This window comes from Lagierella sp. ICN-221743 (assembly GCF_037890055.1).
In the GTDB taxonomy this organism is placed as follows: domain Bacteria; phylum Bacillota; class Clostridia; order Tissierellales; family Peptoniphilaceae; genus Mediannikoviicoccus.
Window position 1 is genome coordinate 62902 of the sequence record NZ_JBBKBD010000006.1, and the last position, 25528, is coordinate 88429.

The 25528-nt window shown below is 35.8% G+C and carries 17 protein-coding genes; 1 reads left to right on the forward strand and 16 read right to left on the reverse strand.

Translation table 11 applies throughout. The features are described from left to right. The first annotated feature begins 52 nt into the window (after window positions 1-52). Window positions 53-1144, forward strand: coding sequence for a redox-regulated ATPase YchF (ychF, locus tag WKS98_RS04390; protein ID WP_498917225.1), 1092 nt, complete (start codon window positions 53-55; stop codon window positions 1142-1144). A 751-nt stretch (window positions 1145-1895) separates the two neighbouring features. Here the strand turns inward: ychF and WKS98_RS04395 are convergent. The 16 genes from WKS98_RS04395 to upp all read right to left on the reverse strand — a co-directional run bounded on the left by WKS98_RS04395 (window position 1896) and on the right by upp (window position 25524). Continuing rightward, window positions 1896-9467: a cell wall-binding repeat-containing protein gene (locus WKS98_RS04395; RefSeq protein ID WP_498917227.1), complete on the reverse strand. Its 7572-nt coding sequence runs from the start codon at window positions 9465-9467 to the stop codon at window positions 1896-1898. A gap of 295 nt (window positions 9468-9762) precedes the next feature. Then, window positions 9763-11916 carry a polyphosphate kinase 1 gene (gene ppk1, locus WKS98_RS04400; RefSeq protein ID WP_498917229.1) on the reverse strand — a complete coding sequence of 718 codons (2154 nt, stop codon included), beginning with the start codon at window positions 11914-11916 and terminating at the stop codon, window positions 9763-9765. Between the two features lie 12 nt (window positions 11917-11928). Further along, entirely contained in the window at window positions 11929-12819 is an 891-nt protein-coding gene (locus WKS98_RS04405; protein ID WP_498917231.1) for a Ppx/GppA phosphatase family protein, read from the reverse strand. A gap of 108 nt (window positions 12820-12927) precedes the next feature. Further along, complete coding sequence (locus WKS98_RS04410) at window positions 12928-15000, reverse strand: heavy metal translocating P-type ATPase (RefSeq protein ID WP_498917233.1); 2073 nt, start codon at window positions 14998-15000, stop codon at window positions 12928-12930. A gap of 1 nt (window position 15001) precedes the next feature. Further along, window positions 15002-15352 carry a DUF6110 family protein gene (locus tag WKS98_RS04415; RefSeq protein ID WP_498917235.1) on the reverse strand — a complete coding sequence of 117 codons (351 nt, stop codon included), beginning with the start codon at window positions 15350-15352 and terminating at the stop codon, window positions 15002-15004. A gap of 167 nt (window positions 15353-15519) precedes the next feature. After that, window positions 15520-16206: a 2,3-diphosphoglycerate-dependent phosphoglycerate mutase gene (gene gpmA / locus WKS98_RS04420; RefSeq protein WP_498917236.1), complete on the reverse strand. Its 687-nt coding sequence runs from the start codon at window positions 16204-16206 to the stop codon at window positions 15520-15522. A 63-nt stretch (window positions 16207-16269) separates the two neighbouring features. Continuing rightward, window positions 16270-16908, reverse strand: a complete 639-nt coding sequence (locus WKS98_RS04425) for a V-type ATP synthase subunit D (RefSeq protein ID WP_498917238.1) — start codon at window positions 16906-16908, stop codon at window positions 16270-16272. Continuing rightward, entirely contained in the window at window positions 16909-18291 is a 1383-nt protein-coding gene (locus tag WKS98_RS04430) for a V-type ATP synthase subunit B (RefSeq protein ID WP_498917240.1), read from the reverse strand. Beyond that, window positions 18284-20056 carry a V-type ATP synthase subunit A gene (locus WKS98_RS04435; RefSeq protein WP_498917242.1) on the reverse strand — a complete coding sequence of 591 codons (1773 nt, stop codon included), beginning with the start codon at window positions 20054-20056 and terminating at the stop codon, window positions 18284-18286. The genes WKS98_RS04430 and WKS98_RS04435 overlap by 8 nt, the downstream gene beginning before the upstream one ends. 13 nt (window positions 20057-20069) lie before the next feature. After that, window positions 20070-20378 carry a V-type ATP synthase subunit F gene (locus tag WKS98_RS04440; RefSeq protein ID WP_498917244.1) on the reverse strand — a complete coding sequence of 103 codons (309 nt, stop codon included), beginning with the start codon at window positions 20376-20378 and terminating at the stop codon, window positions 20070-20072. Next, complete coding sequence (locus WKS98_RS04445; protein ID WP_498917246.1) at window positions 20371-21372, reverse strand: V-type ATP synthase subunit C; 1002 nt, start codon at window positions 21370-21372, stop codon at window positions 20371-20373. The genes WKS98_RS04440 and WKS98_RS04445 overlap by 8 nt, the downstream gene beginning before the upstream one ends. 8 nt (window positions 21373-21380) lie before the next feature. Next, on the reverse strand, window positions 21381-21935 hold the full coding sequence (locus WKS98_RS04450; RefSeq protein WP_498917248.1) for a V-type ATP synthase subunit E: 555 nt from the start codon (window positions 21933-21935) through the stop codon (window positions 21381-21383). 25 nt (window positions 21936-21960) lie between these two features. Further along, complete coding sequence (locus WKS98_RS04455; protein ID WP_498917250.1) at window positions 21961-22428, reverse strand: V-type ATP synthase subunit K; 468 nt, start codon at window positions 22426-22428, stop codon at window positions 21961-21963. A gap of 10 nt (window positions 22429-22438) precedes the next feature. Further along, on the reverse strand, window positions 22439-24403 hold the full coding sequence (locus WKS98_RS04460; RefSeq protein WP_498917252.1) for a V-type ATP synthase subunit I: 1965 nt from the start codon (window positions 24401-24403) through the stop codon (window positions 22439-22441). 1 nt (window position 24404) lies between these two features. Next, window positions 24405-24731, reverse strand: a complete 327-nt coding sequence (locus WKS98_RS04465) for a hypothetical protein (RefSeq protein ID WP_498917254.1) — start codon at window positions 24729-24731, stop codon at window positions 24405-24407. 163 nt (window positions 24732-24894) lie between these two features. Then, the gene (gene upp / locus WKS98_RS04470) at window positions 24895-25524 is read right to left on the reverse strand and encodes a uracil phosphoribosyltransferase (protein WP_498917256.1); all 630 of its coding nucleotides are present in this window, start codon (window positions 25522-25524) and stop codon (window positions 24895-24897) included. Window positions 25525-25528 lie beyond the last annotated feature (4 nt).

Below are 25528 nucleotides of genomic sequence, written 5' to 3' on the forward strand. Positions count from 1 at the left end.
GCTTAACTATGATAAAATCAGTATGATTTTTAAGCAAAGGAAGGACGATAATATGAAATTAGGAATTGTAGGTCTACCAAATGTAGGTAAGAGTACAATGTTTAACGCAATAACAAAGGCTGGAGCAGAATCTGCAAACTATCCTTTTTGTACAATAGATCCAAACGTGGGAATGGTTGACGTTCCCGATGAAAGATTACAAAAATTAAGCGACATCTCAGGAAGCCACAAGATAATACCAGCAAGCATAGAGTTCTATGACATTGCAGGACTAGTTAAAGGCGCATCAAAGGGCGAAGGACTTGGAAATAAGTTCCTTGCAAACATTAGAGAAGTTGATGCAATAGTGGAAGTGTTGAGATGCTTCAAAGACGACAACATAGTTCACGTTGACGGCGACATCGACCCAATTAGAGATATCGAAACAATTAACCTTGAACTAATCTTTTCCGACATGGAAATGGTAGAAAAAAGACTAGACAAGTCATCAAGAGCATTAAAGGGAAACAAAGAATTAAAACCAGAAGTTGACTTACTAGAAAAACTTTTAAAAGTTCTAGAAGAAGGTAAATCAGCAAGAGTACTAGACCTAAGCGATGAAGAGAAAAAATTATTAAGAGGCTTCAACTTACTTTCAGATAAGCCAATAATATATGTTGCAAATATTGCAGAAGACGAAGTTGCTGACCCAGAAGCAAACGAATACGTAAAACAAATCGAAGAATTTGCAAATACAGAAAACGCAAAAGTAGTTCCAATCTCTGTAAAAATTGAACAGGAGATATCAGAACTAGACGCTGACGAAAAAGATGAATTCATCGAAGCGCTGGGCATAAAAGAATCAGGCGTTGACAGTTTAATAAAAGCATCCTATGACCTACTTGGGCTAATGTCCTTCTTAACAACAGGAGAAGTGGAAACAAGAGCCTGGACAATAAAGAAAGGCACAAAGGCAGTAGATGCAGCAGGAAAAATCCACACCGACATATCAAGAGGATTCATCCGAGCAGAAATAGTTTCCTATGACGACCTTGTAGAACAAGGTAGCATGAATGGAGCAAGAGAAAAAGGACTTGTACGTCTAGAAGGAAAGGACTATATAATGCAAGATGGCGATGTGGTCCACTTCCGTTTCAATGTTTAATATGTATAAAGGCGGGCAACTGCCTTTTTTTATTGCCATAAGACACTTACTTATGTTTACAAACAAGAAAGTATTTTATGGCAATCTCGTGAACTTTCTTGTAGAAAGTTCACACCAAACCTCTTAATATTAGTCTAGGTTTAACAAACTTACCTAATCCTTATTATACTAACAATATCATTCCTAATTCCAGGGACAGGAGCTGTGACCAAGTTTTTTATAAAAACTTTTATTAAAATAATCCCCAAGGGTGAAAAAGGAACCGTTTCGTACGTTCCTTTCCCCCTTGGAAACCCCCTTTACCTCCCAACGACTTGGGGATATCCCCAAGACCCCTTATATAAAGCAGTAGGAAAGCTAAGGCTTTCCTTGTTGTGCCTTGCGGCACTTAATGTATCTCGTACATTTTCTTCTTAGAAATGTTATTCCCCGTGTTATCATCCTGAGCGAAAATTTTTACGAAGTAAAATTTGAAGTCGAAGAATTCTTGACCTAACAGAAGACGAAGTCTTCGTTGTAGGTCAAATGTCAATCTCGTTTCACTTTCCAACAGGAAAATGTCAGAAGGCGACCTCGCCTATCATAATAGAAATGAAAACCATGTTTTGTCATGTTGAGCGAGCGTAGCGAGTCGAAACATCTCGAGATTTTCTTTTAGAAAATCTCGCTAGTCCCCATCACGCATCAAACTTCTCATTTCCCACAACCAAAAAAAGAACTCAGGATTTCTCCCAAGTTCTTTTCTTTTAACTTACTTACTTAGTTCATTAAGAACTCTATCACTTACCATACTTCTACCACCAATTGCAGTTATCTTTTCGATATTTGCTTTAGCGATATAGTCTTTTAGTGATTTTGGTGCGCTGTTTGCTGACGTCAATAGGATTGGCATATCTAAGATACCGCCTACTGGTCCTATTACTAATGCGTCCATCCATTGTTTTCCATTTGCTAAGAATATTTTGTTTGTATTAAACTTCTTTGTTGCTATATCAATAGCTGTTTCGTATCTTGTTGGTCCGCTTAGTCTTTCTACTACTGTTGGTAGTGATTTTTCTAATGGTTTAGATACTGTTGAATATCCACCTGCTATTGTTACCTTTGTTATTGAAAGGTCTTTTATAGCTTTGTTTACTGTTGGTGGTAAGCTATTGTATTTAACTAGTAGTATTGGATAGCCTTCTCTTGATGCGTATGGTGCTACTGTTAGTGCGTCTGCGAATATTTCGCCTGATGCTACTACTGCATGTCCAAGTTTTCCTGTTATTCCTACTACTCTTCTTGCAACTTGTGCTGAAGTTTCGTATCTGTCTTTACCGTAGATTCTTTCTACATTATCTTTATCAAATTTAGCTAATTCTTTCTTAACTGCTTCTGATACTGATTTGTTTCCACCTACGATTATTACATCTCTTGCTCCAAGTCTCTTAATTTCTGCTGCAACTCTAGGGTCAAGCTTGTTAGTATCTGTTAGTAGGATAGGTGCTTTTAATAGCTTAGATAATACTGATGCAGTCATTGCGTCAGGGAAATCTTTCTTATCTACTACAATTACTGTGTCTGCTTGTCCAAAGTACTTCTTAGAAATTTCAATTGCAGTTTCAACTCTGTCCTTACCCATAGTTCTATCAGTTGTTCTCTTTGGAGAATCCTCTGTAGTTTCGCTAGGTTTTGTTGGAGTTGTTGGAGTTGATGTTCCACCAGAAGTTGTTCCGTCTAATGCTTCTTCTGCCGCTTTTAATGCTTTTGTAGCTGCATTAACTTCATCTTGAGTTGCATTTGGATTATCAAGTACTTTCTTAGCTTCATCTAATGCTTTGTCATATGCTTTTTTCTTACTTTCCGATGCATTTGTATACTTAACGCCAGCTTTTGTTGTAGGTCCTTTATCTATTTCATCTTTAAGCGGTTTTTTGTTTACTATCTTCTTAACAGTTTGTTTTGGTGTTAATTTACCAATTAGTTGTCCATCTTTATCTGTTACAGTTACGGTTCCGTCATTACCTACAGTTACTTTTGCATCTGCTGGTAAGTCTAGATTTGCTTTCTTAACTGCGTCTTCAACAGCCTTCTTTTCGTCTGGTGTTAAGTTAGATGGGTCAGCTACTTCAACTGGTTTAGTTGGAGCGTTTAAAACTGATTTAACAGTTTTATCTGCTGGAATTGTTCCAATTGGTTTGCCATCTTTATCTGTTACAGTTACTGTTCCGTCATTACCTACTTCAATTGTTGCATCTGCTGGTAATTTTGGATTTGCATCTTTAACAGCTTGCTTAACAGCTTCTTTTTCGTCTGGTGTTAAGTTAGATGGGTCTTTTACTTTAACTGGTTCTGCTGGAGCGTTTACCGCTGGCTTAACAGTTTTTTCTGGTTTTAATTTACCAATTTCATTGCCATCTTTATCTTTTACTGTTACTGTACCATCGTCTGCTACATCAATTGTTGCATCTGCTGGTAATTTTGGATTTGCATCTTTAACAGCTTGCTTAACAGCTTCTTTTTCTTTATCAGTTAAGTTAGATGGGTCTTTTACTTTAACTGGTTCTGCTGGTGCTACTACTGATCCTGGTGTAGCTTTTTCTTTAACTGTATCTGATGCTGGAATTATTGTTTCTTTTCCATCTTTATCTTTTACAGTTACGGTTCCATCATTACCTACAGTGATTGTTGCTCCTTCTGGTAATGTGCTATTGCCACTACCATCTTTGTTAGCATCTTCTACTGCTCTTTTAACTGCTGCTTTTTCATCGTCTGTTAAGCTAGCAGGGTTTGCTACTTCTGTAAGTTCTGGTGTTTTTATATCTGTAGATACAGTTTTGTCTTTACCAATTGTCTTTGGTTCTTCGCCTTCTTTTGTAACTGTTACATTACCTTCTTTGTCTACTGCGATTTGATTATCTTTTAAACCTGGATTTGCATCTTTAACTGCTTTTTTGATTGCAGCTTTTTCTGCGTCTGTTAAGTTTGAAGGATCTTTTACCGCAACTCTTGAAGGATCATTTAATTCATCAGATGCATTTCCTTTTAAGGCTGCTTCAGCTTCTTTTAGTTGTTGAAGAGCTTCATCAACATCTTCTTGTGTTGCGTGAGGATCTTCTAAAACTTTTTTAGCTTTGTCTAAAGCTGAATCATAAGCATCCTTCTTAGTTTGATCTGCATTCTTATACTTATCAGAATTTTTTATTGCATCATTCTTATTTTTGTCTACTTCTTTTTGAAGCTCTGTCTTATCAACTTTTTCTACTAATTTTGAGCCTTCTATTGTGTCTGTTGAACCGTCTGGATAAGTTATAGTTGCTGTACCATCTTTTCCAACATCAACTTTTGTTCCTGTTGGGAAATTAGTTTTGTTAGCATCTTCAATAGCTTTCTTAACATCTTTTTGTTCATTTTCTGTTAAGCTGTTCGGATCAGCTACTCCAACCTTTTTAGGTACTATCGGATCTACATCATCTGTTTGTGATTTTGTTGTTACTCCAACTGTGGATGATGTGTTATCGTTAACGTCTGTTGCTGATGCACTTACTTTTGCGCCCGGTTTAATCTTGTCTGCAGGAATAGTTATTTTTCCATCTACAACTTTTGTGCCTTCAGGAGCATTTGCCGGTAGCTTCCAGTTGTCGCCGTCTTTTTCTACCACAAACTCTTTTTGAGTTCCGTCAGGATTTGTGATAGTTACTTTCACTGTCTTAGTATCTTTATCTTTAGGCGGTGTTACTGTTACGCTGTTGTTATCGTTTAATTTTACTTCCGGATGGTTAGGTGCTTTGTTGTCTTTAGAAGTTACTTCGCTATCGTCAGACTTGTTGTCACCGTCTTTTGCTACTGCTTTTACATCCGATCCGTTTTGAATCTTATCTCCCGGGATTGAAATTACGCCGGTTTTTTTGTCAACTTTTACTCCTTCAACTTCCGGAACTAATTTCCATTCGCCATTTTCTTTTTTAGCTATGATTTTTTGTTCTTTTCCTTGAGGATCTTTATAAGTTACTTCAATTTCACTTGTTCTGTTGTCCTTTGGACCAACTTTTACACTTCCATCTTCATCTGAAACAATTTTAGGTGCATCAAGTTTTTTAACTACTGTATCTGCTTGTGCAAGCATTCCTACTTTTCCATCTTTTTCTACTGATACAGAACCATCATTTGCTACTGTGATATCATAGCCAGTTTTTATGTCTGGATTAGCTTTTATAACAGCTTCCTTAACTGTTGCTTTTTCATCATCTGTCAATGAAGTAGGGTCTTTAACTACTGTAACTTTTGGTGCCTTTAAGCTAATAGTTTTTGTTTTGTCGTCTTCTTTTACAGTTTTTTCAGGTTCAATAGTTTCTGTTATAGGATTTCCAGAACCATCTGTTCCCATTGGAACTGTAACTTTACCATTGTCAGCAACTTGAATTTCTTCGTCTTTAAAGTTCAAATCAGGGTTAGCTGCTTTAACTGCTTCTCTAACCGCCTCTTTTTCAGCTTGTGTTAGCTTTGTTTTGTCTGAAACTTCAGTTAATTCTTTTGGGTCATTTAGCTTTTTACCAAATCTATTAAATAACTTAACTGTATCTTTACCTTCTAATGTTCCAGTCTTGTCTCCATCTGTTACTGTTACATTTCCGTTGCCGTCAACAGTTATTTGTTCTTTTGTTAAACCATTATTCTTTGCAATAACAGCTTCTTTAACAGCTTCTTTCTCAGTCGGTGTTAAGTTGTTGATGTCCTTAACTTCAACAGGTATAGGTTTATTAAGATTAATAATCTTACTTTCTTCTACAACTGTTTTTTCAGCAGGAACTGTTCCTGTCTTACCACCTTGGTCAATTGTTACATTACCCTTTTCGTCAACTGTAACTTCTTCAGGCTTTAAGTTAAGATCTGGGTTAGCTTCAATTATTGCATCTTTAACCTTGTTCTTTTCATCATCTGTTAAGCCATTTAGATTTTTAACCTCAATTGGTTTTTTCGGTGGGTTAATGTTATTTATTACTTCTTTTTGCTTAACTGTTTTATCAGGTGTAAGCTCTCCAGTTTTGCCATCTGCAGTTGTAACAGTAACCTTACCGTCGCTTGCTACTGTAATCATATCTTTTGTTAGACCTGCGTCTGGGTTTGCTTTTATAACAGCTTCCTTAACTGCATCTTTTTCTTTTTCAGTTAGGTCTGTCTTGTCTAATACAGGAACAGGATTTTCAGGATCTTTTAAGTCTAATTTCTTATCGGCAGCTTGTTCCCAAACTGCATATACAGTTTTTGATGCATCTACATTGCTAAAGTCTGTCACATTTGCTGTTGTTGCATCTTTTTTATCTGCCCATCCTAAGAAATTGTAGCCTTCTTTTGTTGGAGCAGTAGGTTTTGTTACACTGCCAGCATCAGCTTTTACAGTTAACTCATCTTTGCCACCTTCGAATGCTCCTCCGTTTGCATCGAATGTTACTACTGTATCTTTTGAGTAGATGGCATATACTACCAAGTGTTTTTCAACAGGTGTTGTATTTGTAAATACTTTCTCTTTATCTAGCTTGTTAAATTCTGCAACTTCTACAACTGCCTTGTTTCCTAAAGCTTGTTTACCTTCTTCAGTTACCCAACCTAGGAAGTTCTTTCCTTCTAATTTAGGTGCTTCTGGGAACTTGTCACCAGTATTTGTGTCGGCATTTGCTCCTTCAAAGCCGTTAGCTGCGTAGCCTTCTTCGCCGTAGAATTTAACGTTGTCCGGAACTATCTTAACAACTTTGTCTACCTGTTTGCTGTCTTCTGTTAAGCTTCCAGTGTTTGCATCAAATAAAACTCTTGCTCTAACTCTTGTTTCAATTAGGTCAGATGGTAAAGATGAGCCGTCTGATGCTGTTGAAACAAATTTCATGTCTTTTAATAAAGTAAGTTTTGTTTCAGTCTTATCATCTGAGTGATAAGGAAGCATTTTTTCTAAATCAAATGTATATTCAAATGCCTTATAAGTCTTACTGTCTTCTGCAAATTGTGCATCGAACAAGTCTTTCTTGGCAATAGTTACATCTTTTCTTACATCAGGCTTAGCTAAATTACCTTTGTCGTCATATTCGTTTCCGTCTGCTTCTACTTTGCCGAATAGTTTTTGTGGTCCTTCGTAAAGTGTTCTTACCTTACCACTGTCGTACTTTGTATAGCCCACAATTTTTGTTGTATCTGTATTAAACTTAGCATTATCTGCCGGTAATACTCTCGGATCTTTGTAGAAGTCATCTACACCATCTACATAGTCATTTGTAAATAACACTTGGTATGGTGTGTATAGTGACTTGTTAATTGAAAGTACAGATCTCTTGTCTGAGTGGTCAGTCCAAGTTAATAGCTTAACTGTTTCTGGTGATTTCTCTAGTGAAATGTATTTAAACCATGATTTTTCAGATGCAATTTCATTGCCATCCTTATCATAGGATTCAACAATTATGTCCGTACCGGGCTCTAACTTCGTCGTGTCTATATAGAAGTTACCACCTGATGGTAATGTAGCTTTGTTAGCAGCTCCTGTTAAAACTTCATCTTTGTCTTCATAAGACCAAGTTAGTTTAGGTTCAAACTTTAATGAGCTTTCAGTTCCATTTGCAAGTGTATATCTTAATACAAAGTGACCTTTCTTACCTTGCTTATAAAGGTGCATATTAATATTTCTGTCCTTTTGAAGAGTAAGGGTTGCCGCTCCTTCATTTATCTTAGTTCCGTTGTGGATTTCAAGGAAGTTAAGTTTTTTCGGAGCATCAGTTAATTTAGTGTATGGCATATAGATTTTTAAAGATTTGCCACTCTTTACAGTTGTACCTTCTCCGATGGTGAATTGGAAAACACCCTTGGCAATTTCTTCAAAGTTATCCAAGGCAGCTTTGCCTGAATTATATCCGTTGTAGTAACCTTGTGGACGTCTAAGTATTGCTTGTTCGCCACCTACTTGGATCATAATTTGCTTGCCCTCGGCTTGAGCTCCTGCATCAACCATAAAGGAGTCTCCTTCTTGGACTACATAGTCATTGTCAAATTTTCTTTCATATACAGGCCAGCCATTGTCGTTAGGGTTGGTCCAACCTGACATAGTTGAGTAGTCAAGCTTTCTTGTGTACTTGCTGCTGAATGTGTTTTCAAATTCAGACTTATCTACTACATAGTCGATAGCTGTAATGTAGATACCTGAAAGCATGGTGTATTGGTCGTGTTGAGGTATACCAACCACCTTTACATCATTTTTCTTTTTAAAGCCTGCAGGTGCTATAACTACATAGGCAAGTTCTGTGTCGTCATCAACTTTAATTCTATTAATATCATTTTTCGTAAAACCAAAATTATGAGAGTAAGGTGAAACATCCCTAACATCTGTTAGAACATTTACATATCCTACATAGCCTTTGTCATCTTCTTTTAAATAATGTAAAAGATTGGCATCAAAAACTTGGGTAAAGGCTATAGGTTCGTCTCCTACTGTTGGTGTTGCCGCAGAACCTGCTCTTTGACCCATGTATTGTGTTCTTATGATACCAAGATTTTTTTCATCTTTATATTGGTCAGGGTTGGCAATAAACTCGGACATAAAGAATTCTTGGTTTGTCGCATTGTTAGAGTCTGCTTGTAAACCGCCCTTAATAAATAAATTATTTAAATTATCTTCAAGAGAAACTGATGTGGTCTTCGTATAAGTTGAGTAGTCCATAGATGATTTTAGAGGTGCATAGGAATATACTCTCTTGTAATCTGAATTAGTAAGTCTCATTTGAATGATGTAGTTTTTCTTAGGCAGAGTTTCAAGTGTAACTCCGTCTTTTAAAACCAAATTAATAGGCAAGTTCTTTCTGTTGTTGGTTCTGTCGCCTACTGCACTTCTCAAATCAAAACCTCTTCCCTTTATTCCTGTAACAGGGTCAAAGGTATATTTAGTCTTGCCGTCTCTTCCAAATACATAGGAGTTGCCAAAGTCTATATATTGGTCAAGATCACCGAAATTAATTAAGGCCCTATGCCAAACTGCAGACACAGCTTGTGTCTTTTCCTTGTAAATTAGTCTGATTACATATCTGCCGTTGGCATTGATATACATACCATCGTAGTCGATATCGTTCATTTCAACTGGGTCAGATGTAGAAACTCTAACTAAGGTTTGAGAGTCCTCCACCTTCCAACGGCTCTTGTCTTTAATTCTAGCTTCCCAGTTGGGTTTAGTGTAGTACGTCGCGCTTGATGTAGCATCCGCATTGCCAGATGGTTCTTCTGCGAACACTCTTGCTGGTACTGCCGTAATAATCATAGCAAGTGCTAGCAAGAAGCTAAACGTTCTTTTCAAATAGTTCGTTTTACTATTCATTGTCTCCTCCTTAATTTTATTTATTGTTAATCTCTAAATTTCATTACACTTTAAGTATACTATGTAATCTAGGCTAAATCAATTAAATAAAGTTTCATTTTTTATAATATTTTAATAATAAAGATTATCAAAATTTTCTTGATTTTACTGATGTTTTGTTAGATTAAAAATTGGACTTACATAAAAACTAAGTTTACATTCTGACACTTGCTTGGAGAAAGTAAAAAGAGTCTAGTAGTATTAGGTTGGAGATACATTTTTTTATTACGGAGAAAAAAACGACCCTTGCGAGTCGTTATTTCTTTCCAAAAAATCTTTTTATTTTTTCCATAAAGGATAGTTTTTCTTTCTTTGCTTCTTCTTGTTTTTCTACAATTTTATTTTCTCTTAGGGTTGCAAGTTCCATCATTTTTTCTTGGGAGTTTATAAACACATCTCCTTCTTCTACAGGAATTTTTTCGTAAATTCCATCTCTATTCATTATTCTTGCCTTGGTGTTGTCCTGCCACTGTATGTCCATGTACTCAACGATTTTTTTCTTTATATCTTCGTCATATATTGGAACTATAACTTCAACTCTTCTATCTAGGTTTCTAGTCATAAGGTCTGCCGACCCGATGTAGATGTCTTCATTGTCGCCAAATATATATACTCTTGGATGTTCAAGGTAACGTCCTACAATGCTTCTGATTTCGATATTGTCGGTGTAGCCTGGAACTCTTGGTCTAAGGCATGATATTCCTCTTATTATTAGTCTAACTTGCACATCGTTACTGGAGGCTTCCTCTAGTTTCCTTATTATATCTTTATCTGTTAGCGAATTGAATTTGAAAAACAGTTTGCCGTCCTTACATTTTTGTATCTGCTCTTCTATTTTTTGTAGAAGTGTTACTTTTAATGAATATGGCGCTGCCAAAAGATGTGTATAGTTATTATTTACATTTTCCAAGTTAATATGGTTAAAGAAGTTATAACAGTCGTTTCCTATTTCTTTGTCTGCGGTCATAAGGGACATGTCTGAGTACTGCTTTGATGTGGACTCGTTGTAGTTACCTGTGCCTATTTGGCTGATGTATTTTATGTTTCCGCCTTTGTCTTTGTAGGTTATTAGGCACACTTTGGAGTGGACTTTGTAATCTTCTGTACCATAAAGTATGGTGCAGCCTTCGTCGTATAGAACTTGTGAGTAGTTTATGTTTGACTCTTCATCAAATCTTGCACGAAGTTCCATCATAACTGTAACATCTTTTCCATTTTCCCTTGCCTTCAAAAGATTTTTAACTACTTTTGAGTTTTTCGCAAGTCTGTAGATGGTTATCTTTATTGAAATTACTTCGGGATTTTCCGCCGCTTCTTCTAATAGTTGTAAGAAGCTTCCTATGTCTTCATATGGATAGATTAATAGTCTATCTTTTTCTTCTATCTGTTCAAATAGTGACCTGTTTGGGTCAATCATCTCACCAATTTTTGGTGTGAATGAATTATAGAAGATACTTGGGTCACATTTTGTTTTTAAACCTGATTCTAAAGCAAATACATATCCCATTTTAAATGGTGAGCTTCTTGTGAAGAATTGGTAGTCCTTTATATCAAGATGTTTTTTTAAAAAGCTCTTTGTTTTATCGTCTAGCTCACTGTCGGTGTTTACCCTTACAACTTGAAGCCTAGTCCTCTTTTTCAAAAGCTTTTTCATTTGGATTTTGTAGTCATCCACTTGATCTTCCAAATGGTCTTCATAGTTTAGGTCCATATTTCTGTGAAGGTTCATTATATAGACTTTTTTCACATTATAATTCGAAAATATTTCACCAACTTTTTCTTTTATTATAAGCTCTGTCCTAATCCAGGTCTTGTCGCTTAGAAAATAGTAGTCCGGTAGTGAGTATGGCACCGGAAGTAGTCCTAGGCTAAACTTGTCTTTATAGCTTAGTTCGCAGATAATGTAGATACTTTTGTTTTCTATAAATGGAAATGGATGAAATTGGTCTATTATTTGTGGTGCCAGTATGGGTTTTATTTGCTCTTCGTAAATATCGTTTACAAAAGATTTTTGCTCTTGATCCAGCTCGTCAAATCTATATGATTTTATGCCGTACTTTTCAAGTTCTGCCATAACTTTGTGGTAGATTTCGTCATTTTCTTTTAAAAGGTATCTGGTGTTTTCGTAAATGGCATTAAGTTGTTCCTGTGGTGTCATGCCGGTCTTGTTGTCTATTGGAGGATTTTTAAGAAGAGTAAGGTCGTTAAGAGAACCTACTCGAACATTGTAAAACTCGTCTAAGTTACTGTTGAATATACTTATAAATTTTAGTCTTTCGTATAGTGGATTGTTTTCGTCCAACGCCTCTCTCAATACTCTTTGGTTAAATCCAAGCCATGAAATCTCTCTGTTTTTAGAATAATTAAAAATGTCCGTCTTATCTTTCGAAAAGTTATTTTCATTGCCCATAGCCACGCCTCCTTATTTCAAAACTTTTGTTAAATATCCTTCCCTTGCACCCTTCTTACTGATGTAGATGGTTTTTATATTTAAATAGTCTAACAACTCTTTTAGAATAATCATCCCCGGGGTGATTGTATGAATTCTAGCAGGGTTAACTTGTAATACTTTTGTTAAGACGTTTTTCTTTTCTTCAATTATCTTTTTATATAGTGAGTCGAGAAGTTCTCTTTCAAGCTCCATGGGACTTGGTAGTTCATAAACTTCCATACATACATTGCCACAAACTCTTATGGTACCTCCTATACCATAGGCCTGTGGTTTTTTTACCTTTGGTATGGACGACTTTTTTAGTAATTTCTTAACCTCTTTTTCCATTTTCTTCGCTTCGCTAGATATTGGAATTATCTTTTCGCAATAGGTCTTTTGAAGTGATAGCGAACCTATTGGTAGGGAGTTTGAATATTTTATTTCCCCATCTTCCATAAGTGTAACTTCCGTTGACCCACCGCCGATGTCTATGATGTAGCCATTATCTATGTCATAATCCTGTTTTACTCCAAGGTATCCTAAAGTTGCTTCTTCCTCCCCAGACACTAGGTCTATATCCATGCCCGATTTTTTGCTTACGTATTCAAGCACTTCGTCTTTATTTTTTATATTTCTTATGGAGGCTGTTGCAAATGGATATACCTTTTCTACGCCAAATGTTTTGCATAGTTTGTTTAGCTTAATCAATATGTCTACAATTTTATCTGCACCCTTTTTTGTTAAGTACCCCTTGTTTACATATGACGCAATACCTGCCACATATTTTTTATTTGCCAATGAAATTATATTTTTATCTTCATCTACTAAGTAAAGATTTAATCTTATTGTGTTTGAGCCAATATCTATTATTCCGTATTTCATAGTTCACCTCTGTATAAGATATACCCATTTTGTTAAAACTTTCTTTAAATGGTGTTAAATTTTTATAAAGAAAAAGACTATGCGTAGTTCATAGTCTTTTATCGATTATTAAATATTATATTGTTTCATGTTCTTGCTTGCAATTGCTACGGTTGACATATTGTGAAGCAGAGCTGATTGAGTATTTGTAATAAATGAACCTAATCCAAGAAATATTAAGAGTGAATTTATTGCAATTATTCCTCGATAATCATTTTTTACCCTGTCACTTACTTGTCGTGAAAGTTTTATTACATCTATTAGCTCTTTCAAAGAATCTGCTTTAATTGATACGTCTGAAATCTCTTTAGCAAGGTCTGCGCCCTTAGACATGGATATTCCAACGTCAGCCGTTGATAAAGCTATGGAGTCATTCACTCCATCGCCAATCATAATAACTTTTTTGCCTTCGTCCTTCATCTTTTGTATATAATCTTTTTTGTCTTCAGGTAAAACTTGTGATTTATAATAATCTAAACCAAGTTTTTCGCTAACTGCCCTTGCGGCGTTTTCGTTATCGCCTGTAAGCATTGCTATATGTCCAAAGCCAAGTTCTCTAAGTGAGTCTATGGTTTGTCTTGAGTCTTCCCTAAGTGGGTCGTCAATACATAATACAGCCATTAAACTAATGTCGTATGCCATGAAAAGTAGCGAATACTCTTCTTTTAAAGAATCAATTAGCTCTGACTGTTCAGATGTAATTGGAATGTTTTCATCTTCCAATATAAAGTGTTCACTACCGATTAAGGCAACCTTATCTTCAATGGTGGATTTTATTCCATGGGCCATAATGTATTCAGGTTTTGAATGCATCTCTTCGTGCTTTAAGTTCTTCTCTTTGGCTTTTCTAACAACTGCCCTTGCTATTGAATGTGGAAAATGCTCTTCAAGGCAAGCTGCAATTCTCAAAGCTTCCATTTCATCAATGCCAAAGGAAATAACTTTCTTAACTTCAGGTTCAGACTTTGTCAAAGTTCCAGTTTTGTCAAAAATAATTGTGTCTGCCTGTGCTAGGCTTTCAAAATATTTTCCTCCCTTAACTAAGACTTGCTCTTCACCTGCTTGACTTATTGCTTTCATATAAGCTATTGGAATGGTCAATTTTAATGCGCATGAATAGTCAACCATTAAGAATGACTTTGCTTTTATGAAATTATTTGTCAATAAATATGTTAAACCTGCGCCTATAAAAGAATATTTAACTAGTGAATCCGCCATTGACTCAGCCTTTATTTGAGAAAGTGATTTGTTTTTCTCGCTGTCCTCAATTAAATTCATAATATGATTTAATCGGGATTCATCATATTTTTTAGTTGCTTTGACTAAGAGCTCTCCCTCTTCAAGAACTGTTCCTGCAAAAACTGTTGACTCATGTTTCTTTTCTATTGCAATGGCTTCCCCTGTAAATGAAGCTTCGTTAACCATACCAAATCCATCTACAACTTCACCATCAACGGGAACTTTGCTTCCCATTGAGATATAAACAAGGTCTCCAATTTCTACATCTTTTAAATCTTTTAGAACTCTTTCTTCCCCATCTTTTACAAATACTTTGTCTATGTTGAGAGCAAGGGAAGATTTTAAATTAACTCTAGATTTCTTTAGGGTATATTCTTCAAGCTCTTCTCCTAAAGATAAAAGTGCCATTATGCTTGCAGCATCACCAAATTCTCCTGTTAAAAGTGAAACTGAAATAGCTGTTGCATCTAGTAGGTCAACATTTAATTTTCTTGCCTTTATGGCCTTTAGTCCCTCTTTTATAAATGGAATTGCACGTATTACTGTAAAAAACGGTCTAAGAGGCATTGGCATAATATGTCCAAATAGAATTCTTCTATATGCCGCGTCTCTTACTATATGAAATACGGTCCTTTCTTCTTGCTCAACAAAGTCCGCATCGTCTATCTCAAAGTCATCCAGCGTATTAAGTTCAAAATCAAGAATAAACCTTGCAATACTTCCTATATATTTTTCATCGTACTTTACAATTATAGAATTAGTAATATAAGAAATTTCACAAGATTTTACTCCATCTAGTTCTTCAATTTTGTATTTTAATTTGTTAATATTGGATTCCTTTAGATAGTCTTCATATGAAAATCTAGTTCTACCAATTGTTCTTGCTTTTATGGATGCTTTCATCCTATTCCTCTTCTGTTTCTTCTTTTAAGTCTTTCTTTAATTCACTTATTATTTCTGCTTTTAAATCGTTTATAAGATCTTCTTTTGAAACTTCTTCAATGTCTAACTTAGCTTTAGCTTCAGCTTCCATCTTTTCTTCCATTTCATTTTTAACTTTAGCTTCTGCTACTATGTCTTCAGTTGAAACTTTAATATTTTCTACTGTCTTATCTACAGCCTTCTTAGCTTTTAAACCTTGTTGAACTGTTGCAACAGCAGCTTTTTTAGCAACTTTTGAAGTTAAAACTTTACCTCCAACAGCTCCTACCACTAAACCAATACCTGTGCTTAATGCTTTTTTCTTTATTTTCATATTTTACCTCCTATTAATACTTATCTATATATCACATTATAGCCTTATTTCTCTAATTTTACAATGTAGTTAAAGCTATCATTTTTCTTTCCAAATTAAAACAGGCCAAGTAATAGCCTGTCTTTAATGAATTATATTTTCATTTACATTCTTACTCTTTACAAAGTTTATAAATAGTATCTCTTTATTAAATTTAAATCGTCATCAAGTTCTAGAACCATTGGGTGACCTGTTGGAATTTCAAGACCCATTATCTCGTCATCAGAAATTTTTTCAATATGTTTTACAAGTGCTCTTAGTGAGTTTCCATGAGCCGCAATTAGTACTTGTTTATCGTCAAGTAGCTTTGGTGCTATTTCATCTTCCCAATATGGAATAACTCTTTCAAGTGTAACTTTTAAGTTTTCTCCAAATGGTACTGTGCCCTTTGGTAGGTCGTGATACTTTCTATCCTTGCCTTGATAACCTTCGTCGTTTTCATCTAGTAGTGGAGGAAGTGTATCATATGATCTTCTCCAAATATGCACTTGTTCGTCACCATATTTTTCTGCAGTCTCAGCTTTGTTAAGGCCTTGTAGTGCACCATAATGTCTTTCGTTAAGTCTCCACGATTTTTTAACCGGAACCCAAAGTTGATCTATCTCTTCAAGAATTATGTTACATGTTTTTATCGCTCTTTTTAATACGGAAGTGTAAGCTAAATCAAACTCAAAACCTGCTTCTCTTAAAAGCTCTCCCGATTCTTTTGCTTCACTATACCCCTTTTCTGATAAGTCCACGTCAACCCAGCCTGTAAATCTATTTTGCAAATTCCATTCGCTTTGTCCATGTCTTACCAATACTAATTTTTTCATTTACACACCTCTACTTATTATATTAATTAAATAATATCATAAAAAAAGGGGTATTACACCCCTTTATCTATCTTTGATTATATCTTTAACCTTCATAAGTCTGGTTATGGTTGCCCTTTCGTTTTCATCAAGCTTTGATCTGATGTACTTTATAGTTTCCTGTAAGTCAGGAATTGTTCTATATTCAAGGGCGTTAACTCTTCTTCTTGTCTTTTCCAATTCATCTGCCATAAGTTGACATGCTTTTTCAACTTCTGCAAGTTCCAATAGCTTATCCATTATACTATTGAGACCGTCAATGGCACTATCAAGCTCTGCAGAAGTTTGAGCATAACCATATGGGTAGATGCCCGTAGAGTTTTCTGACTCGCTCTTTTTAAATTCCATTACGGGAATATTTACGGACATAATATTTTTTTCTTCTATTTCCACCGCAATACTTTGCTTTGGAAAAGAAACTGCCTCTTCCAAAAACTCGGGACTCATTATGGCTGATGCCAATAAGAAATCTCCAAAGGATCTATTTAGTTCTTCTTCAACATCTTCCCTAAGTTGTTTGTTTTTTCTGATAAGGCTAATAAACTGACGCATAAGCTCGTCTTGTTTATCTTTTAAAAGTTTATGTCCCCTTGTAGATGTTTCAAGTCTAGTTTTTAACTCTGACAATTTCATTCTTGTAGGGTTAACATTCAGTCTTGCCATCTAATCATCCCCTTGAGCATCCAGGTATTTATCTAAATATTCATCTCTAATTCTCTTAAGTTCTGTTCTAGGTATTATTCTTAACAGTTTCCATCCTAGGTCAAGTGTCTCTGTGATGGTTCTGTTGTTGTAATAACCTTGATTTACATATTCTTTTTCAAACTCTTCCGCAAATTTTGCAAAGGCCTTATCTGCATTTGATAGGGCAGTTTCACCAAGGATAACTGCAAGGTCTCTCGCTTCTCTACCGGAAGCATAACCTGCATAGATTTGGTTCATTGTATCTGCGTGGTCTTCTCTTGTCTTTTCCTTTCCAATACCCTTATCCTTTAGACGTGATAGTGAAGGGATTACAAATATTGGTGGTTCAATACCTGATTTGTATAAATCTCTTGATAGGATGATTTGTCCCTCTGTAATATATCCGGTAAGGTCAGGGATTGGGTGAGTAATATCTTCTTCTGGCATGGTAAGAATTGGAATTTGTGTTATTGAACCCTTTCTTCCTTTAATTCTTCCAGCTCTTTCATATATTGTTGAAAGATCTGTATATAGATAACCAGGATAACCTCTTCTACCAGGAACTTCCTTTCTTGCTGCAGATACTTCACGAAGGGCTTCTGCGTAGTTAGTCATATCTGTTAATATAACTAGAACGTGCATGTCCTTTTCAAATGCCAAGTACTCTGCACAAGTAAGTGCCATCTTTGGTGTTGCAAGTCTTTCGATGGCAGGGTCGTTTGCAAGGTTTATAAATAGTACCGCTCTGTCGATTGCCCCTGTTTCTGTAAAGTCATCAATAAAGAATTGAGCTTCTTCGAAAGTTATACCCATGGCAGCAAATACTACGGCGAATTTGTCCTTTCCACCTAATACCTTTGCCTGTCTTGCAATTTGCGCTGCAACGTTGTTATGTGGAAGACCTGACGCAGAGAATATTGGTAACTTTTGTCCCCTTACAAGGGTGTTAAGTCCGTCTATTGTTGAGATACCTGTTTGGATAAACTCAGATGGATAGTCCCTTGCTACTGGGTTAATTGGTGTACCGTTAATGTCGATGGACTTTTCTGGGATAAGCTTTGGACCATTGTCCATAGGATTACCAAGTCCGTCGAAAACTCTACCAATCATGTCTTCTGAAACACCTAGTTCCAGTGGTTTCCCTAAAAATCTTACTGTAGTTTCCTTTAAGTTAATTCCTGAAGATCCTTCGAAGATTTGAACCATGGCTTGGTCTCCGTTAATTTCAATAACACGACCTCTTCTCTTTTCACCATTTTGAAGTTCAATATCTACAAGCTCTTCAAACTTAACTCCTTCAACCCCTTCTATTGCCATTAGAGGTCCTACAACTTCAGAAACTGATTTGTATTCTTTAAGCATTTATAGTCCCTCCTTTAGCTACTAGTTTAGAAAACTCTTCTTCCATTTCCTTTTTAATGTCTTCAAATTTGTCTAATTCATCTTCATGAATATTCTTTGCTCTGGCAATTCTTTCTCTTACGTCCATGGTTTCTATTTCTGACATGTATGCGCCTTTGTCAAGTGCATCAAGTCCTAGGTCATAGAATTCAAGAACTATTTTAAGCATCTTGTATTGTTTCTTAAGTGAGCAATATGTGTCTACTTCATGGAAGGCATTTTGTTGTAAGAAGTCTTCTCTAATTGACTTTGTTACTTCAAGTTTAAGTTGGTCAGTTTCAGAAAGTGAATCTCTACCAACAAGTCTTACAATTTCCAAAAGTCCAGACTCTTCTTGTAGAAGTGCCATTGCCTTCATTCTTAGTTTTGAAAACTCAGGGTCAATGTTTTCGTCTAAATACTTATCAACTTTTGGTTGATATAGTGAATATGAATTCAACCAGTTAATTGCTGGGAAGTGTCTCTTGTATGATAGTGCATAGTCAAGTCCCCAGAACACCTTTACAATTCTAAGGGTTGCTTGTGATACCGGTTCTGAAATATCTCCTCCTGGAGGTGATACGGCACCGATTACTGTAAGTGCTCCAACTCTTTCGTCTTCACCTTTACAGATAACTTTACCAGCTCTTTCATAGTAGTCTGCAATTCTTGATGCCAAGTATGCTGGATATCCTTCGTCACCAGGCATTTCTTCAAGTCTACCGGACATTTCACGAAGTGCTTCCGCCCATCTTGATGTTGAGTCCGCCATCATGGCTACAGAATATCCCATATCTCTGAAGTATTCAGAAATTGTTATACCTGTGTAAATAGATGCTTCTCTGGCTGCTACCGGCATATTTGAAGTGTTTGCAATAAGAACGGTTCTTTTCATTAGTGATTCGCCAGTCTTTGGATCGATGATTTCAGGGAATTCACCAAGTACGTCGGTCATCTCGTTTCCACGTTCTCCACAACCTACATACACAACTATTTCAGCGTCTGCCCATTTAGCAAGCTGATGTTGTACTACTGTCTTACCTGAACCGAAAGGTCCTGGTATTGCTGCAGCTCCACCTTTTGTAACTGGGAAGAAGGTATCTATAACCCTTTGTCCTGTTACAAGAGGCTCTGTAGGGTCAAGCTTCTTAACATATGGACGACCTGTTCTTACTGGCCACTTTTGCATCATTGTAAGTTCTTTGTCACCATTTGCTGTTTCAACTATGCAAACTGTGTCTGTAACAGTAAAAGAACCCGATTTTATATCTTTAACTGTTCCTTCAACACCCATCGGAACCATTATCTTGTGTTCTACTATTGGAGTTTCATCTACAGTGCCTATTACAAATCCTGGTGAAACTTTGTCTCCTACTTTAACCTTTGGAACAAAATCCCATTTCTTTTCTCTGTCTAACGCCTTTACAGAAACACCTCTTAAAAGGAAATCTCCCGCTGCATCTTGTAGTGCTTGAAGAGGTCTTTGTATACCGTCAAACATCTGTTCAATAAGGCCAGGGCCCAATTCTATTGACAAAGGTGAACCTGTTGTTACAACCTTGTCCCCAGGTCCAATTCCTGTAGTCTCCTCATATACTTGGATAGAGGCCTTGTCGCCTCTCATCTCGATGATTTCTCCGATGAGCTTATCTTCTGAAACTTCTACAACGTCATAAACATTGGCATTATCCATACCTTCGGCAACAACTAAAGGTCCGGATACTTTAATTATTTTTCCTTCTTTCAATATAAGCTCTCCTTTATAAAATATTAGATCCAACGGCTTTTTCAACATTCTTATTAATTCTGTCCATACCAATTCCTAACGTTCCTTGGTTGGATGGAATCAATATAACCGCCGGCACAACTTCGTTATTATATCTTTCAATAGTTTCTGGTATCAAATTGGCAAGTTGTTCGGTTATAAAAATAACACCATAGCCATCCTTTGCCAACTTATCCACGATTCTTCTTGTTTCGTCTGCTTCAATTGTTGTAAAAACATTTACTCCCAAAGCTCTAAAACCTAAGACAGAATCTCTATCTCCAACTACGGCTACTTTATGCATATGTCTCACGTAACCTTTCTTTTATGAAATTCTTCGGTAGATTATTAAGCTTAGACACTAATAGTATTCTAAGATTTCTAATCTCATTCTCCTTTGCCATTAGATATGCAAAAGGAACTTCCGGTCCATAGTTTATCTTCTTTGCTTCTTTAGTAAGACTTACTATATAGTCATCCATGCTCTTTTCAAAGGCGGATAGACTCTGTGTATTGTTATATTCCTTAATGCTGTCCCTTAGGTAGTAGTAAATTCTTGCAGATTTAATAAATGAACTGCTCTCATCTATCTTGTTAAATAGATTTTCTTTGAATTTTTCTACGCCTATAGTTCCACCTGGAATAATAATTTTTTCTAAGAATTGTAAGTCCACATTTTGTCTTTGAACTCTTAAAAGCGTTCTGACATTTGTAAAGTCGATTAAGTCTTCGGCGTATTGAATTAAAAGTTCTGAATCAATCTCTTCTGCAAGTTGTTTCAGGTTTTCAAAATATGCCACATCAACATATATGTCTATGTTTTGAGGATCTTTTTCCTCAAGATAACTATCATAAACTCTATTTACAACTCCTGAGTATCTGGTGTCTATCTTCGCTCTGTCCCCTGACTCAAAGTCCTTTCTAAGTTCTTCATAGTCAAAGCTTCCAACGTCAATAAACATATTATCGTAGTCAATACCGCTTATCTTTTCTTTTAACATAACCTTTAGATTGTGATATTCATATTTTAAAGTCAATAACTTTATTACTTTAGATCTCTTAAGCATCTTGTTGTATTTGTTATAAATATCTTGAAGGGCTTCTTTTAAAGCTACTTCATAATCTTCTGGTCTGTCTAACTTTGCAAAGTACTCATGGTAAGAAGTGTCATTTAAAAGTCTTATGGCACTTTCCAGGTTCTCCGATTCTGCCATTCTATCAAAGAAGTTTTCATTAAGAAGGTCTTTTTCATAAACTCTAGTAGTTACTGAAGCTTGGATAAAATCTTGTCTATCCATAATACCTCCTATTCTTCAAATAAGTTCTGAACAATAAAGCTTTCTAAATCCTGTCTTTTTGAATCTACAATCTTTGAAAAGTCATTGTTTATAATTGACTTGCCATCATAAAACTTGAATCCGCTTTTTACATAATCTCCAGACAACTTGTATGGAAGGTCTAGTTTGTTATAGGCGTCCACCATGTTTTCCTGTACTGAAACTGTAGCGTCTTCTGAAAGATTAGCATCTTTTAAAGCACTCTTTAAAATTGACACATAGGTTTCTTCGTCAATTTTTTCTAAGCCCGCTTTAGTCTTTTCTATAACTCTATCAACCACTGTTTGTTTAGCAGAAAGCTCTTCGTCTCTTGCTCTAAGGGTTGCGGAGTTTACAATTTTTTCAATAAGATTTTGTGATTCTGTCTCAGCCTTTTGAATTATGGCTGATTTTTCATTTTTTGCATCGACAATAATTTTTTCTATTTCTTTATTTTTTTTCTCTTCAGCTTCTTGAATAATTTGGTCAGATTCAAACTTTGCATCTTTTAAAATTTGATTTAATATATTATCTAAATTTGACATCTAATCACATCCTTTAGCCCAAGAACTATATTCTTGTTAGCATTAAGAATGAGAATGCGAAACCTAATATTGCGTATAACTCAACCATTACCGCGTAAACTATACCTTTTACTTGTTGTTCTTCATTCTTTGCAAGAATATTCATACCTGCTACTGATACTCTACCTTGTGATTGTGCTGAAATAAGACCGCCAATGCCTACTGGTAGTGAAGCTGCAACATAGTAGAAACCATGTTCTAGTGGAATACCTGCTTCAATCTTGAAAAGAATTAAAAGTCCAATTACGAATCCATAAAGTCCTTGTGTACCTGGTAAAAGTTGGATAACTAGTGATTTACCAAATTTTTCTGGCTCCTCTATAACAATTCCTGCAGCGGCTTCCCCTGCTATTCCAACACCCTTTGCAGATCCTGCACCTGATAAGAATACTGCCAAGGCAGCTCCTAATGCAGTTAGTATAAGTCCTCCGTTTTCAATAAAAAACTCCTTCATTCTATTCCTCCTATTTGTTTTCGTTTTTTTCTAAATCAAAATATTTTGGTTTATTGATTAAACCTTTAAAGGCTTTTCCTCCGCCTTCATAAAATTTGTTAAACATCTCTACATATATAAGTCTTGCTGAATGCACATATGCACTTAGATATGATAAGAATAAGTTAAATAGTTGGAAGACTACAAATATTATAACTCCTCCAATTATTCCTACGATTCCTCCACCAAATAGCATCTTCACTATAATGTTTATGGCTAAAGCGATAAATCCTCCCGCTAGTCCAAGGGCCATAAGTCTTAGGTAGGATACAAAGTCTCCTATATAGCCTGTTAGACCGTAGACTTCGTTTAGTCCAACGGCAAGCCTTACTCCCCAGTTTTTGGAAGCTCTGCCCGCTGTTAAAAATATTCCTGCCATGCCTGCTATCATAACCCATTTAGCGACATTTTTTACTGTTGGTGAAAGCTTAAGTGGTCCTGATGCTGCAAATAAAATAATACTTATAAGCACTACATACAAGAATCCCACATCGAATATTGCACCTTTAAGGTCTTTGTCTTTAATCATCATATAGGCCTTTATTCCCAGTGCAAAGAAAATATGAATACCTCCAAGTACAAGTGATATTAAAATTATTAACATGGAGTCTTCAGTTTGATCAAGTAGTGGTCTATATGGCAAAGCTATCCCGAAGCACGAACCATATATTAGTCCCCAAAGCATTGTCGGGATACTTAAAAACATAAAGAACTTAACATTTCTTTTAAAGTCCGCTCTTAAGTTAAAGAACTTAAGTCCCACTACACATAGAATAAATAATAGCAGTCCATAACCAAAGTCACCTACCATCATCCCTGCAAAGAATGCATAGAATGGTGCAAATAGTGGAGTTGGATCAACTTCGCTATATTTTGGAAGGGAGTACATCTCTGTAAGGCCTTGGAAGGCACCGGTAAATTTGCCATTTTCAAGTATAATTGGCACATTAGGGTCATCCTTCTTGGCATCTTCGGCGTCCAAAGAATATCTTTCGCCAAGGATTTGTTTTAATTTGCCTTCGAACTCGTTTAAAAGTCTTGTAGGCACATAGCCTTGAATTAAGTTTACCTTCTTACTTGTTCTGAAGTTTTCAGGTACTTCTTCAATAAGTCTTTGATTCTCAACGTGTTCATAGTAGACCTTTAGGTCTTCGAGCTTATCAAGTTCTCCCTTTAAAACTTCCTCTTCCACTTTTATTTCTTTTTCTTTTTCTTGTATTACCTTTGATAATTCAGAAATCTCTTCGCTTACAATATTGTTTGCTCCAATTGTAACCGGGGCAAATCCATGTCTTCTCAAAACTTCCATGTCTCGTCTTTTATTTTCCCTAAGACCTGCAAAGATTACGTAGTAAACATCTTTTTCTTGAGACATTTCATCTAGAGATACATCTTCAAAGGAACTTAACTCCATCTTTAGCTCTTCAATGGACTTGTTTGGTATCGTTCCAGTTTGGATAAAACTTCTTTTAATATTGTAAAGATCTTTTACAGGAATATTTAAGCCATCCCAGTGTCTTAAATCTTCAACCCTTTGCTTTGAGTTTTGAATATCCTGTTTTGCATCATCAATAATCTTTTGAGAATTCTGTAGTTTTGAGTAAATTGGTTTGAAATCAAAATTATTTCCCTTTTCAACAATTTCTTCATAGGAATAATTTTGAACTCCTTCTTTCATAGCTTGTAGTTTAGGTTTCTTTTCTTCATACTTTGAAAGAAGCTCTATTGCCCAACTAACTCTTTGCAATTCCTCTTGTGCCTGTAGAAGTTCAGTGTCTGGAACTACTCTTTCTAACAGTTCGTTTCCTGAAACCTCTTCAACACTTTGAACCTTTTCGTCATTTAGATTATTGAAATGAACATACTCAAATTCCTGTAATTCTTTTAGAAGTCGACTTCTATCATAATCAAAGGCAAGTAAGTTAAACTTACTCATTTTAACCATTGACATATTCTGATACAATCCTCTCTACAATTGAATTTGAAACACTTTGGATTTTTGAGTCCTCCATGCTTTGTATTTTCTTAACCTTTTCTCGGGAGGCTTCTAAAATAGGTGCTTCTTTCTCTTCACCTTCTTTTTGAGCCTTATCTAACATTTCCCTTCTTAAGTTTTCTCCTTCTTCTATAATGCTGTCGTACTCTTTCTTGCCTACGGTTTTGATTTGCTCAAGAATCTCCTCTGCTTTTTTCTTAGCATCCGTTACTATTTGGTCAGCACCAGATTCTGCTTCGCTAATCTTTTCAACCATATTTGAAGTCATACATTCACCTCCCCTGTATATTAGATAACGATTTCACAATATGCATAATCTTTGGTTTAGTCAACACAACCCCTCAACCATCAGTTGTTGAGACTTTAAAGCGCTAAACTAAACCATAGAATTATAATAACATATTCCTAACTTTTAATCAATAAATCTAGTATTATTTTGTGCCGAATAATCTATCTCCAGCATCTCCTAGACCAGGTAGGATATATCCATGATCATTAAGTTTTTCATCAAGACCAGCAATATAAATATGAACATCTGGATGAAGTTCGTGAATTGCTTTTAGTCCTTCAGGTGCCGCAATTATATTTACAAGTTTAATGCTCTTTGCTCCCTTGTTTTTTAAATATTGAATTGCTGCCGCTGCTGAACCACCAGTTGCAAGCATTGGATCTAGAACAAGAACTGTTCTGTCTGATATATCTGTAGGTAACTTGCAGTAATATTCAACAGGTTCCAATGTTTCAGGGTCTCTGTAAAGACCAATATGGCCAACCTTTGCAGCTGGAATGATACTAAGCATACCATCAACCATTCCAAGACCTGCTCTAAGTACTGGAACTAAAGCAACCTTTTTACCTGAAAGAACTTTTCCCTTTGTCTTTACCAAAGGAGTTTCTACATCAATTTCTTCCATGGAAAAATCTCTTGTTACTTCATATGCCATAAGCATAGAAATTTCAGAAACCAAGTCTCTGAATTGTTTTGATCCAGTATTAACATCTCTAAGTATTGTAAGTTTGTGAGTTATAACTGGATGATTAAAAATTGTTACATTATCCATATCC

What these genes read in the sequence shown, in the direction of transcription:
- ychF (WP_498917225.1), top strand. Translation starts at nt 53, where the DNA reads ATGAAATTAGGAATTGTAGGTCTACCAAATGTAGGTAAGAGTACAATG.
- WKS98_RS04395 (WP_498917227.1), bottom strand. Translation starts at nt 9,467, where the DNA reads ATGAATAGTAAAACGAACTATTTGAAAAGAACGTTTAGCTTCTTGCTA.
- ppk1 (WP_498917229.1), bottom strand. Translation starts at nt 11,916, where the DNA reads ATGGGCAATGAAAATAACTTTTCGAAAGATAAGACGGACATTTTTAAT.
- WKS98_RS04405 (WP_498917231.1), bottom strand. Translation starts at nt 12,819, where the DNA reads ATGAAATACGGAATAATAGATATTGGCTCAAACACAATAAGATTAAAT.
- WKS98_RS04410 (WP_498917233.1), bottom strand. Translation starts at nt 15,000, where the DNA reads ATGAAAGCATCCATAAAAGCAAGAACAATTGGTAGAACTAGATTTTCA.
- WKS98_RS04415 (WP_498917235.1), bottom strand. Translation starts at nt 15,352, where the DNA reads ATGAAAATAAAGAAAAAAGCATTAAGCACAGGTATTGGTTTAGTGGTA.
- gpmA (WP_498917236.1), bottom strand. Translation starts at nt 16,206, where the DNA reads ATGAAAAAATTAGTATTGGTAAGACATGGACAAAGCGAATGGAATTTG.
- WKS98_RS04425 (WP_498917238.1), bottom strand. Translation starts at nt 16,908, where the DNA reads ATGGCAAGACTGAATGTTAACCCTACAAGAATGAAATTGTCAGAGTTA.
- WKS98_RS04430 (WP_498917240.1), bottom strand. Translation starts at nt 18,291, where the DNA reads ATGCTTAAAGAATACAAATCAGTTTCTGAAGTTGTAGGACCTCTAATG.
- WKS98_RS04440 (WP_498917244.1), bottom strand. Translation starts at nt 20,378, where the DNA reads ATGCATAAAGTAGCCGTAGTTGGAGATAGAGATTCTGTCTTAGGTTTT.
- WKS98_RS04445 (WP_498917246.1), bottom strand. Translation starts at nt 21,372, where the DNA reads ATGGATAGACAAGATTTTATCCAAGCTTCAGTAACTACTAGAGTTTAT.
- WKS98_RS04450 (WP_498917248.1), bottom strand. Translation starts at nt 21,935, where the DNA reads ATGTCAAATTTAGATAATATATTAAATCAAATTTTAAAAGATGCAAAG.
- WKS98_RS04455 (WP_498917250.1), bottom strand. Translation starts at nt 22,428, where the DNA reads ATGAAGGAGTTTTTTATTGAAAACGGAGGACTTATACTAACTGCATTA.
- WKS98_RS04460 (WP_498917252.1), bottom strand. Translation starts at nt 24,403, where the DNA reads ATGAGTAAGTTTAACTTACTTGCCTTTGATTATGATAGAAGTCGACTT.
- WKS98_RS04465 (WP_498917254.1), bottom strand. Translation starts at nt 24,731, where the DNA reads ATGACTTCAAATATGGTTGAAAAGATTAGCGAAGCAGAATCTGGTGCT.
- upp (WP_498917256.1), bottom strand. Translation starts at nt 25,524, where the DNA reads ATGGATAATGTAACAATTTTTAATCATCCAGTTATAACTCACAAACTT.